The organism is Pirellulales bacterium, from assembly GCA_019694455.1.
In the GTDB taxonomy this organism is placed as follows: domain Bacteria; phylum Planctomycetota; class Planctomycetia; order Pirellulales; family JAEUIK01; genus JAIBBY01.
Genome location: JAIBBY010000085.1, coordinates 1 through 10,919, shown reverse-complemented (window position 1 = coordinate 10,919; position 10,919 = coordinate 1). Strand labels below are relative to the sequence as shown.

Sequence of the window (10,919 nt, the reverse complement as noted above, 5' to 3'; positions counted from 1 at the left end):
CGGGGCCAACCCTCGCCGTAGGCAGCGCGGAAGTACATGCCCGAATTGCCTCCTTTGTTGATCTTGACGTCAGCCTTGAACTCAAGATTTTCAAACTCCTCGCCCATGTAATAGAGATGGCTGCGCTTGCCGCGACCGGTGATTGCTCCGTCTTCCACGGTCCAATTCTCGGGGAGTTCGTTGGCCTTCCAGCCATCGAGTGTCTTGCCATCGAAGATGGTCTGCCAGCCGTCGGCGTCCGCGGCAGCGGGTTTCTCGTCGGCTTGGGCAACGCAAGAGAACAGCATCGTGGCCAGCAGTACCCAGGGGGCATATCGCATGAGTAAAGTCCTTGTGGGCTGATGATTCTCTGGTAAGGGAGCCTATTTTGCGCTCGCCGGCGGCGCGACGCAATCGCCAGGGCGCGCAAACGGAGGGGCGGCGGATGCACCCCTGGCGCGACTCGTGTTAGGTTATCGACCTGGGGAATCGAGGATTTACAACTTCGCGCTTTGTTGTTGCGGGGAGAATCGAATGCGACGCGCGCTACTCTGTGCATTGTTGGCGCTCGGGGGGCTATTGTCGGGAGGCGCCACGGCCAATGCGGCGCGGCCGAACATCGTTTGGATCGTGGTCGACGACATGTCGCCCAACTTTGGCTGCTATGGGGAAAAGCTGATTGCCACTCCGAATGTCGATCGCATGGCGCGCGAGGGGACGCGATTTGCGCGGGCGTTCACCACGGCGCCGGTTTGCTCGCCGAGTCGATCGGCGCTGGTGACGGGGATGTACCAGACCTCGATCGGCGCGCACCACCATCGCAGCGGCCGCGGAGCGCTAAAGATTGAGTTGCCCGACGGCGTGACGCCGGCGCCGGTCTTGTTTCAGCGGGCGGGTTACTACACTTGCATTGGCGGGCCATTGGCGCGTGGAGACGATTTAGGGAAGACCGACTACAACTTTGAGTGGCCGCGCGCGATGTACGACGGCAACGATTGGGCGGGCCGCGCCCCAGGACAGCCGTTTTTCATGCAGGTGCAATTGCATGGCGGCAAGCAGCGCGAGCGGAACACCTGGCCAGAGACAGTTCGCGAGGAACTGGGAGAGCCGACCGACCCAGCGCGGGTGACGCTGCCGCCCTACTATCCGCGCGATGGGGTCTTGCTTGAGGATTGGGCACGGTACCTGGACGCGGTGCGATACACCGATCGCGAGGTGGGGGAGGTGCTCGCGCGGTTGGAGCGCGAGGGGCTATTGGCGAACACCGTAGTTTTCTTCTTGACCGATCACGGCATCAGTCATGCGCGCGGCAAACAGTTTTTGTACGACGAAGGGATTCATGTGCCGCTCGTGGTGATGGGGCCGGGTCTTGAGCGTGGGGCGGTGCGGAACGACCTGGTGGAACTGATCGACCTAGCGGCGACGTCACTGGCGCTGGCAGGGATTGAGGCGCCGCCGTTGATGCAAGGGCGCGATCTGCTGGCGGCGAACTATCAACCGCGCAGGGCCGTGTTTTCGGCGCGTGATCGTTGCGACGAGACAGTGGACCAGATTCGCGCGGCGCGCACGGCGCGATTCAAGTACATTCGCAACGATTTGCCGCAACGTCCGCACTTGCAGCCCAGCCATTACAAGGACCACAAGCAGATTGTGAAGCGGTTGCGCGAATTGCACGCCGCCGGCCAGTTGGACGAGTTGGCCGAGCGAATTTTGTTTGCGCCGAAACGGGCGCCCGAGGAGCTGTACGACCTGGAGACCGATCCGTTTGAGCTCAACAACCTGGCGGCCGATGCGGAGCACGCGAAGGAGCTGGCCGAAATGCGCATGCGATTGACGAAATGGGAGCAGGAAACGCGCGCGCAAGGGGCGGAGTCGCCGGAGATGTACGACAGCGATATGGCGGTGTATTTGCATGCGATGCGTGGAGAACGACGCCAGGTGTTTGAGGCCAATTTGGACCAAATGCGGCGCTGGGCAAGCGAGGGAAAATGAAGGTGGCGGGGAGGGCGCGACATCGCTAATCTGGGCGACGTGCCGAGGCGATGGTGTGGGGCGCGACATTCCGGATGGGAGTTTGCATGGACGAAGGCGATTCGACAGCCAAGGTGGGCACCAAATGGCAAGCGATCTCGGCGCGCGATCGGCGCGTGCTGGGGGCGCTGGTCGAAAAGGCGAAGACGACTCCGGACCAATATCCACTGTCGCTCAACGCGACGCGCGCGGCCTGCAATCAGAAGAGCAATCGCTTTCCAACGATGGAGCTGGACGACGAGCAGGTTCAAGAGTCTTTGGATCGGCTCCGTTCGCTGGGCGCCGCGTCGGTGGTGCAAGGGGGAAGCCGCGTGGAGCGTTTTCGCCACCTGGCTTATGAATGGCTAGGTGTGGACAAGGTGGAAATGGCGGTCATGGCCGAGCTATTGCTGCGCGGTGCGCAAACCGAAGGGGAGCTGCGCGGCCGCGCGTCGCGAATGGAGGCGATCAGCGACCTGTCGGCGCTGCGGACCATTTTGGACCGTCTTAAGTCCCGCAATCTCATTGTGTCGTTGACGCGTGAAGGACGCGGTCACGTGCTGTCGCACAATCTCTATCGTCCCGAGGAACTCGAGCGACTGAAGGGACAATATGCCGGCGCCGGCGGGGACCAAGCGAGTCCCGCACCGGAAGAGCCCGAGGAATCATCGGCGGTGGTCGTGGCGAGCCCACGCACCGGCGCCTCGCTGGTGGGCCGCGCTGCGGAAGGGGGTATGGAAAGCCGCGAGTTGGACGAGGTCAAAGCGCAGGTCGCCGAGTTAAGAGCGACCGTTGACGAACTGAGCGCGAATCTCAGCGCCTGCCAGGACGAGGTTCGTCAGTTGCGCGAGGCGCTGGGCGCTTGAGGCCGGACTCTCCGGAGCAGCGTGCAACCCATGGCAATCAGGGCCAGCAGCCAAGTGGCGGGTTCGGGGATGAGGAGCGTCTCGCGCGAGACATACGCTAATTGACTGCTAGCCTTGGCGGAGGTGGTGTTGTCGCCAAGGTAAAGGAAGCCGGCGACGCTATACGGCAGGCCGAAGCTGCTGTAATCGCGCAGCGGGCCGCTCAAGAGCGGGGCGCCATTGGCATAGAGCGAGTAGGCGTTGCCGCTCACGGTGAGCATGTAGGTCGTCATTGAGGCGGTGGTGTCAAAAAGGGCATGTTCCGCCTGGGTAAAGAGCGGATTGTCGGATTGGGCGAACACGCGGTTGTTCCAAAAACCGAGTTCGATGCCTTGGAGGTTGTTGCCGACCAATGTGAGGCTGAAGCCAGCCCGATCGTCGAGGCCGTCGCGGTTGCGATCGCTGGCAACATGCGTTTCCGCGAGCATCTTGAGGTCGATGCGCAATCGGTAGCCGGCTGTCGCATCAAAACTGTCGAAGCGGATATAGCCCGCTAGGTCTTTGCGATTGGTGGTGGTATCAAGCTGGGCGGCGCCGCCGACGAGTTGCTGGCCCACGGAACTGCCAGGGGTGATGTCGGAAAGGAAAACCCATCCCTGATCGGTGGGGAGCGATCCAAGGCTGGCATCGTAGAGGGGGGCGGCGGCGACCAAGGGGGGAAAAACGAAGGCGCCGAGGAGGGATAGACAGGCAAGGTACCGCAACAGCGACTCCTATTGCTGAGGACATCCTAGGTGGAGTTCAAGGATTATTAGGATAATTTGGGGGAGCTTTGAGCGATAGCAGAAGAATCTGGAAATAGGTTCTTGCCGCCAGAAAAAAGGCTGATAGGATGTAATTACTTGATCGCCTCCTCGTGAGGCTGGTCAACCAGCCGCGCCGGTTCCTGCCCCGCCGACGCGGCTTCTTTTATGCGCTCATGCTGCTGGCGAGAGCTGGTTTTATCTCTGAGTATGGCGCGAATCGCGACGACCGTGAAGCCAAACTGAATTGGCCGCGCCTTGGGGACCGATACGGAAGATAGCTCATCCTTGCCGCCACCGGCGTGTCTTCCGCGATTCGCAGCGATGACAGCTAGCACCACGACAGCCACACGGCCAGCGCCGCGCGCGGCGAGCGCAAATCTTGTCCAGTGGGGGCGTTGGCGGCTGACTCAATTGCTGGCCGAAGGAGACCTGGCGCGATTGCATCTGGCGCTGCCAGTGGACGGCGAACAACAGGGCGGCGCACGGTATGTGGTCAAATCGCTGCGCAGCGAATGGGCGGAGAATTCGCACGCGGCGCGGATGTTTATGAATGAAGCAGCGGCGGGGCGCGCCTCCACGCATCCGCACCTGGCGCCGGTGCTGGACTTGGAGCTGCGTGCGGCTCCCTGGTTCATCGTGTTGCCGTGGCTGGCAGGCGACACGCTACAAGCGCGTTTGGCGCGATCGGGCAGGCAAAGCGCGGCGCATGCGGTTTGGCATGCGCGCCAAGCGGCCGAGGCGCTCGTGGCGCTGCACGCGGCGGGCTGGACTCATGGGGATGTGAAACCGGCCAACATGCTGGTCGGCCCGGACGGGCATTTGACGCTCATCGATTTGGGATTCGCGCGCCCCATTGGCGAACGACAAACGGGGCTCAGCCGCGCTTTGGCGGCGACTCCCAACTACATGGCGCCAGAAGTGGCAAGCGACGCGGCGGGCGCCGATCCGGGCAGCGACTGGTATTCGCTCGGTGTCACTCTGTACGAGCTAGTGACTGGCGAGCTGCCATTTGGCGTTGAGCGGATCGTTCCGCCGACAGGGGTTGCGAAGCGAATGCGACAATTGAACCCGTTGGCGACCGCGCGGTTGGCGCAACTGGTTGAGGATCTGGTAGCGAACGATCCGCTCCGGCGGCCGCAGGGGACCGAAGCGGTGGAGCGACTCGTGGCAGTCGAGATTGAAGCGATCGCGGATCGCATCGCCTGTTGACTTTGCTCAGTCGGGCAAGGGTTTCCCTTTTGTCTCCGGGGCGAACCAGATCAGGATCAGTCCCGCAATGTAGACCAGGCTGATCGTTGCGCCGGCGCGGGCATAATCGTTGTTGAAGACCGCCACTAGTTGGCCGGTCGCCATCGCGCCAATTGCCGCCAGGATACGACCAAAATTGAAGCTCAAACCTTGGCCGGTGGCGCGGACGCGGGTGGGGAAGAGTTCTGGCAGATAGAGCGGCAACCAACCGTAAAAGGCGGCGGTCACGGCGCCGACAAGGAACACCACGACGAGTAGCTGCGTGTCGTACTCGGTGAGATATCGAAAAAGATAAGTACACAGGCCGAGCGACAGCAGACAGAGGCCAAAATAGACAGGACGCCGTCCGATGCGCCCCCCCAGCAGCGCGCCGGCGAAGCAGCCGACAATGGCGCCCGCCGCGGCGAGCATGCCGACCACCGACTTGGCCTCGGGCTGGGCGCCGCCCACGCTCTTGTCGATCCAGGTGGGAATCCATTGCACCGAGCCCCAGGTGCCGATCAAGGCAATCGATCCAAAGGCGATTGCCAATAGGGTGGACTTGCGCAGTTCGGGACCAAAGACTTCGGACAATGGTGATGACTCGCGCTGTTCAACGGCGGTTTTCCACTGCTCGCTCTCGGGCACGAAGATGCGAATAAAAAAGGTGAGCAGAGCAGGGGCGGCGCCGGCGAGCATGACCCAGCGCCAGTTGGTTTCATCGACCGGAAATTGATGGGTGAGCAGACCGATGAGCAGGAAGCCGACGTTCGAAGCCGCGCCAATGGCGCCTGCCAAGAGGGGCCGCGCCATTCCGGGCCAACTCTCCATGACTAGCGCCACACCGAGTGACCACTCGCCCCCCATGCCAAGCGCCGCGAGGAAGCGGAGCACGGCGAGATGCCACGGTTCGGTGGCGAAATAACAGGCGCCGGTGAAGAGCGAATAGACGAGCACACTGAACGTCATCGCGCGGACGCGCCCGATACGATCCCCGAGCCAGCCAAACGCCACGCCGCCGAGCGCCGCGCCAATGAGGAACACGGCGATTGCATAACCGAACCAGCGACTGACGTCGGCTTCGTTATTCAGGCCGAGCATATCTCGCAGCGCGGGCCGACCAACGAGGGGAAAGATGCCCATCTCCATGCCGTCGAACATCCACCCCAGAAAGGCGGCGATGAGCGTCATCCACTGAGCGCGGCCAATTTTTTGGCGCGGCTGATGAAGGGGGGATTGCAGCGGGGCATGGATGGTCTGCGACATGAGCGGCTCGCGGGGGTTAGCTGTGAACCAGGCTGGAGTGGGGCGTTGGCTGGGTGGGGATGGCGCCGTCGAACACCTTTGCCAGGCACTGACGACTGGGGGGACGGGTGAGATAGCTGACGGAGACGCCGGCAATGGCGGAGACCGCCATACCCCATAAGATGGGGTCGAGTTGAAGCAGAAAGTACGGTCGAAAACTTGTGTCTTGGCCGATCATGGGATCTGGCAATGTCCAGCCGAGGGCGAAGAGCGCGAAGACCGTGGCCGTGCCCAAGAGCATGGCCGCAGTGACGCCGGCGGCGGTGGCCCGACGCCAATAAGCGGTCATCAGGCCCGGCACGACAAAGGCGGCCGCGGCGCTACTGCCGCTGAAGACGACGAGCGCTTGCAAATACTTGACGGGCCAGATGTTGGCCGCAATAGCCAGCGCGCCGACGAAGATGGTGACGCTGTAAGTGAGCCCGCGCAGTTGACGTTCGGTGGCCTGTGGGTTGATGAGTCGTTGATAGATGTCGTGCACCAAGCCGGAGGAAATCACCACCAGGTAGGTGCTGACGGTGGCCATGACGGCGCCAAAGGGGGCGGCGAGCACGAGGCCTGCCCAAAACGATCCACCGGGTAAATCGCGGGTCAGGAGAATGGCCAGCCGAGGGATGACCTCATCGGAATGTTTGAGGTCTGGCAAGATGGCGCGGCCAGCGATGCAGATGGCGATGAGTGGCAGATAGATCAGCAGGTTGTAGATGGCGAGCACAAAAATTGAGCGGCGCATGGTGGCCATGTCGCGACAGGCCATCCAGCGGACCATGCCGGCGGGGGAACCGAGATTCGAAAACGCCCAGAAGGTGAAGAACGAGATGGCCAAACCCAGCGGCAGAAAATCGCGACCATAGCCGGGCCCCGAGGCGAAGCTGGGGCCGGTGCTGGCGACTGCTTTGAGCGTGGCGGCCTGCATGCCGCCAGCGGCGGGGATCGCCAGGACCAAGAGCAGCATCACGCCAAAGAGCATGAGTACGCTTTGAAAGAGGTCGGTCCAGACCGAGGCGAGAAAGCCGCCAATCAGCGTGTAGCCAATCACGGTCACCGAGAAGATGGCGAGTCCCACGTAATAGGCCGTGTTAATCTCGGCGGCGGCGTTGTCGGCCAGCGCGAGCGCACCGTTGCCGGGCCAGGCGATCTTCATAACCACGGCGCCGGCTTTGAACTGCGCGGCCATCATGATCGAGAGGCTGAGGATGATGCAGATCGACGCGACGGTGCCAGCGACCGGACTCTCGAAACGTTGGCGAAACAGTTCTGGCACAGTAATCGCGCCCGTGCGGCGCGAGAGAATCGCGAAGCGCTTGCCGAGCACGCCGAACGACATGATGGGCACCACCATGTAACTGGCGATCCAGAGCGCCACGATCCAGCCATGCGTGTACACCAACGACGGAAAGCCCATGAACGTGCCGCCACTTTGGACGGTGGCGGTGAGGGCTAGCGCCCAGACGCCGAGGCCGCGATTGCCGAGGAAGTAGCCACTGAGAAAGGAGCCTCCCTCAATGCGGCGCTGGGCGGCTGTGCCGATCCAGACGCTGATGGCGATCACCAAGAGCAAAGCGGCTAGCGCGCCAACGCCGGGTGTGAGGGGGGCCGCGGCGTCAGGCATCGGATGGGGCCTCGCCGGACAGATCGGCGTCGCGCAGCGCCGGACCAAAATCGTCGTCGCTCATGTAATAGAACGAGAACCAGGCGGAAAGAATCGAACACACGATCCAAGGGGTCACGACGCCCCAGAAGATCCAATCGGGCAAGCCGGCGACGAAGGTGAGGCTGGCGACGGTACGGTCGTAGCCGAACCAGTAGCAGTAGCCGACGGTGTAGATCATGGCGACGAACCAGATGGCGAAGACCACCAGCGCTTCGCGGCGGGCATGGCGCAACGATTTGTCGGCTGGCGTGGTGTGCATGGCATCGAACGATAACGGTCTTGGCGCTTCGGTTCAAGCAAACAGGTTCGCTAACGGACGCTGCGCCGTAGAATAACCCCATGCAAATCACTCAGCGCATCTATTTGGACAACGCGGCGACAAGCTGGCCGAAGCCGGACCGTGTCTACCAGGCCGTGGAGCGCTATCAGCGCGAGTTGGGCGCGCCGGCGGGTCGAGGCACGTATGGCGAAGCTGTTGAAGTGGAACGGATCGTCGGCCGCGCTCGGGCTGGCATCGCGCGGCTGTTTGGCATCCAGGAAGCGCGGCGCGTCATCTTTACGCAGAATTGCACGGGGGCCTTGAACCTGGCGATTCATGGCTTGCTCAAGCGCGGCGATCATGTGGTGACCACCGATCTGGAACACAACTCGGTGCTGCGCCCGTTGCGGCGGCTCGAAGACGCTGGGCAGATTACGGTGGCGCGCGTGGCGCCGAATGCGGAGGGGATCATCGAGCCAGATGCCGTGCGCCACGCGACTTGCAAGGCAACGCGGTTGGTGGCGATCACGCATGCCTCCAACGTGACTGGTGTGGTGCAGCCTGTGGCAGCGATCGCTTCGGCGGCGCATGAGCGCGGCGCACATGTGCTGGTCGACGCGGCGCAAACGGCCGGACATGTGGCGATCGACGTGCGCTCGCTGGGCGCCGACTTGCTCGCGGCGCCGGGACACAAGGGACTCTTGGGGCCGCTCGGCACCGGCTTTTTGTATGTGGGTCCCGAGTTAGAGCGACTGCTCGATCCGTTGTGTGAGGGAGGGACGGGGACCATCAGCGAATCGGATCGGCAGCCCGAGACGCTGCCAGAGAAATATGAATCGGGCAACTTGAACGCGCTGGGAATCGTAGGCTTAGAGGCCGGAGTGGCTTATGTGGCGGAGCGCGGCGTTTCCGAAATCGGTGGGCATGCTGCCCAGTTGAACGCCCGACTACGAGAAGGGTTGGCCGCAGTCGACGGGTTGCGACTGCATGGCGCCAATTGCGCGGCGCCGGCAACGGGCATTACATCGCTGACGATCGAGGGTCTGGATCCACACGACCTAGCGAGCCTGCTCGATGGCCACTATCGCATTCAAGGGCGAGCGGGAATGCACTGCGCGCCGCGGGTTGGAGTGGGGAGCAGCTTTCGATTGAGCGTGGGACCATTCAACACCTTGGCGCAAATCGACGCCGCAGTCGGCGCTATCGCCGAGATCGCCACACAAGCGCGGCAGACATGATACGATAGCGGCGCTAGTGCAAGAATTGGTGGGAGGAAGGGATGAGCCAAACGCCGTGGTATCAGGATGGGTTGCGGTTTCAATGCACCGGCTGCGGCGATTGCTGCACCGGCGCGCCGGGGTATGTGTGGGTGAACAAGGAGGAAATTGCCAGCTTGGCTCGACGGATTTCGCTATCGATTGAGGAATTCGAGCGTAAGTATGTGCGCAAGATAGGGGTGCGACGGAGCCTGGTGGAGTTTCCGAACGGAGACTGCGTCTTTTTCGATCCCGAAAAGCGCCACTGCACGGTCTATGAGGACCGCCCGCGCCAATGCCGGACCTGGCCATTCTGGGAATCGAATGTCCGCACTCCGGCGGCCTGGAAGGAAACCTGTGAGGCGTGTCCGGGCAGCGGAAAAGGCCAATTGGTTTCGGTCGAGCAGATCGTTGCTCAACTCCAGGTGATTCGGCTGTAGCGATCTGGGAGGGCAGGGGCCATTTGCCATGAAAGTGGCAAATTTTCTGGATTGAGTCGATTCTGCGGATCGCAGCGCCGATAACAGATGCGTGGTCTATCGCGGATGCATGCTAGCCAGGCGGTCGGCGGCCGAACTCGACGTGAGGGAGGCGGAATCGGCAGGCCTAGCCAGCCCTTGCGACCGCGAAAATCGGGCCAGAAATCGACGAGGTTTGGCGACGTAAACTCTGGACTGTATTGACTCTAGTTCTTGTGCCACCTACACTTGGAGCGTTGCCCCTGCTGGCCAGGAGGCCTCTGTTCCAGGAGAACTGAGTCGTGACCAAAAAAGAGATCGTCAAGACCATCTCGGACGAAATCGGGCTGACCCAGCTCAAGACGAAAGAGATTGTGCAGAAGACCTTCGATGCGATTGTCGAGACGCTTGTCGAGGAACACCGCATTGAGCTGCGCAATTTTGGGGTCTTTGAGGTTAAGAAGCGGGCGGCGCGCAAGGCTCGCAACCCGCGGACCGGCGACAAGGTTTACGTACCGGAGAAATACGTCGTAACCTTCAAGCCAGGCAAGGAGATGGAAGCACGCGTGCGCGAGTTGGAAGAGAAGGCCGCACAAGAAGCGGCACGCAAAAATCAACAACTTGAGCACGAGGCAAACAGCCAGCAGCCGGCCGATATGACGGCGCCGCTGGATAGTTCGGCGACCTTTCGAGAAGGTGTCCACTAGCTGGGGCGCCGACGAAACCGCCGCAGTGAATCGAAAGTCGTTGGGCGCAGCAACATAGGACATTGGCCGCGACGCGGAGCGTCTCGGTGGTGGTCACTCACGGAGGAGTTTAGCGATGCACCGATTGCTCCTGGCCGTAATCGCGGCGATTAGCCTGGCGACCACCACGGGGTGCATCATTCCGGCCTATTCGGGCGATCCCATCCGCCGTACTCGGCAGCTCATCTACACGTCTGAGGACTTGCGTTTGATTCTCGACGAGTGGGAGCGGATCTGGTTCTTGGACCAGCCGTCGCACATGTCGCCGTATCGCGTGCATGGCGGCATCATCTGACGCGGTTGGCGGCTGATATCCTGTGTGTGCCAGTTGCGCGGCGGTTGTAGGGCACTTGCGCGAGCGGTACATTGCGGCT

General features: G+C 62.1%; 12 protein-coding genes. 7 read left to right on the top strand and 5 right to left on the bottom strand.

The window, feature by feature from the left end; translation table 11 throughout:
• Window positions 1-320, bottom strand: a 320-nt coding sequence (locus K1X71_20120) for a DUF1080 domain-containing protein (GenBank protein ID MBX7075455.1), incomplete at its 3' end; no start/stop codon positions are given.
• Window positions 321-513: 193 nt separating this feature from the next.
• On the opposite strand from K1X71_20120, the gene K1X71_20115 reads away from it, so the two are divergent.
• Together K1X71_20115 and K1X71_20110 are read left to right on the top strand one after the other, a co-directional pair.
• Window positions 514-1,971: a sulfatase gene (locus tag K1X71_20115; protein MBX7075454.1), complete on the top strand. Its 1,458-nt coding sequence runs from the start codon at window positions 514-516 to the stop codon at window positions 1,969-1,971.
• 86 nt (window positions 1,972-2,057) lie between these two features.
• Window positions 2,058-2,855: a YceH family protein gene (locus tag K1X71_20110; protein MBX7075453.1), complete on the top strand. Its 798-nt coding sequence runs from the start codon at window positions 2,058-2,060 to the stop codon at window positions 2,853-2,855.
• On the opposite strand, the gene K1X71_20105 is transcribed toward K1X71_20110, so the two are convergent.
• Entirely contained in the window at window positions 2,828-3,598 is a 771-nt protein-coding gene (locus K1X71_20105) for a PEP-CTERM sorting domain-containing protein (GenBank protein ID MBX7075452.1), read from the bottom strand. The genes K1X71_20110 and K1X71_20105 overlap by 28 nt on opposite strands.
• A gap of 363 nt (window positions 3,599-3,961) precedes the next feature.
• Here K1X71_20105 and K1X71_20100 point away from each other — a divergent pair, with 363 nt between their 5' ends.
• Window positions 3,962-4,849: a serine/threonine protein kinase gene (locus K1X71_20100; GenBank protein ID MBX7075451.1), complete on the top strand. Its 888-nt coding sequence runs from the start codon at window positions 3,962-3,964 to the stop codon at window positions 4,847-4,849.
• Window positions 4,850-4,855: 6 nt separating this feature from the next.
• Here the strand turns inward: K1X71_20100 and K1X71_20095 are convergent, their stop codons facing one another.
• Genes K1X71_20095 through K1X71_20085 form a run of 3 tightly spaced genes read right to left on the bottom strand, consistent with a single transcriptional unit; the run spans window position 4,856 to window position 8,085 of the window.
• On the bottom strand, window positions 4,856-6,133 hold the full coding sequence (locus tag K1X71_20095) for an MFS transporter (GenBank protein MBX7075450.1): 1,278 nt from the start codon (window positions 6,131-6,133) through the stop codon (window positions 4,856-4,858).
• 16 nt (window positions 6,134-6,149) lie between these two features.
• Window positions 6,150-7,784 (bottom strand): sodium:solute symporter, encoded by a 1,635-nt coding sequence (locus tag K1X71_20090; protein ID MBX7075449.1) that lies wholly within the window; start codon window positions 7,782-7,784, stop codon window positions 6,150-6,152.
• On the bottom strand, window positions 7,777-8,085 hold the full coding sequence (locus K1X71_20085; GenBank protein ID MBX7075448.1) for a DUF997 family protein: 309 nt from the start codon (window positions 8,083-8,085) through the stop codon (window positions 7,777-7,779). The genes K1X71_20090 and K1X71_20085 overlap by 8 nt, the downstream gene beginning before the upstream one ends.
• A gap of 80 nt (window positions 8,086-8,165) precedes the next feature.
• On the opposite strand from K1X71_20085, the gene K1X71_20080 reads away from it, so the two are divergent.
• The 4 genes from K1X71_20080 to K1X71_20065 all read left to right on the top strand — a co-directional run bounded on the left by K1X71_20080 (window position 8,166) and on the right by K1X71_20065 (window position 10,840).
• Window positions 8,166-9,323 (top strand): aminotransferase class V-fold PLP-dependent enzyme, encoded by a 1,158-nt coding sequence (locus K1X71_20080; protein MBX7075447.1) that lies wholly within the window; start codon window positions 8,166-8,168, stop codon window positions 9,321-9,323.
• A 41-nt stretch (window positions 9,324-9,364) separates the two neighbouring features.
• Window positions 9,365-9,781 (top strand): YkgJ family cysteine cluster protein, encoded by a 417-nt coding sequence (locus K1X71_20075; GenBank protein MBX7075446.1) that lies wholly within the window; start codon window positions 9,365-9,367, stop codon window positions 9,779-9,781.
• A gap of 320 nt (window positions 9,782-10,101) precedes the next feature.
• Window positions 10,102-10,506 (top strand): integration host factor subunit beta, encoded by a 405-nt coding sequence (locus K1X71_20070; GenBank protein ID MBX7075445.1) that lies wholly within the window; start codon window positions 10,102-10,104, stop codon window positions 10,504-10,506.
• A 115-nt stretch (window positions 10,507-10,621) separates the two neighbouring features.
• Window positions 10,622-10,840 (top strand): hypothetical protein, encoded by a 219-nt coding sequence (locus tag K1X71_20065; protein ID MBX7075444.1) that lies wholly within the window; start codon window positions 10,622-10,624, stop codon window positions 10,838-10,840.
• Window positions 10,841-10,919: the final 79 nt, after the last annotated feature.

Coding starts and splice junctions, on each gene's coding strand:
- K1X71_20075 (MBX7075446.1), top strand. CDS start 9,365: ATGAGCCAAACGCCGTGGTATCAGGATGGGTTGCGGTTTCAATGCACC.
- K1X71_20115 (MBX7075454.1), top strand. CDS start 514: ATGCGACGCGCGCTACTCTGTGCATTGTTGGCGCTCGGGGGGCTATTG.
- K1X71_20100 (MBX7075451.1), top strand. CDS start 3,962: ATGACAGCTAGCACCACGACAGCCACACGGCCAGCGCCGCGCGCGGCG.
- K1X71_20095 (MBX7075450.1), bottom strand. CDS start 6,133: ATGTCGCAGACCATCCATGCCCCGCTGCAATCCCCCCTTCATCAGCCG.
- K1X71_20110 (MBX7075453.1), top strand. CDS start 2,058: ATGGACGAAGGCGATTCGACAGCCAAGGTGGGCACCAAATGGCAAGCG.
- K1X71_20065 (MBX7075444.1), top strand. CDS start 10,622: ATGCACCGATTGCTCCTGGCCGTAATCGCGGCGATTAGCCTGGCGACC.
- K1X71_20080 (MBX7075447.1), top strand. CDS start 8,166: ATGCAAATCACTCAGCGCATCTATTTGGACAACGCGGCGACAAGCTGG.
- K1X71_20090 (MBX7075449.1), bottom strand. CDS start 7,784: ATGCCTGACGCCGCGGCCCCCCTCACACCCGGCGTTGGCGCGCTAGCC.
- K1X71_20085 (MBX7075448.1), bottom strand. CDS start 8,085: ATGCACACCACGCCAGCCGACAAATCGTTGCGCCATGCCCGCCGCGAA.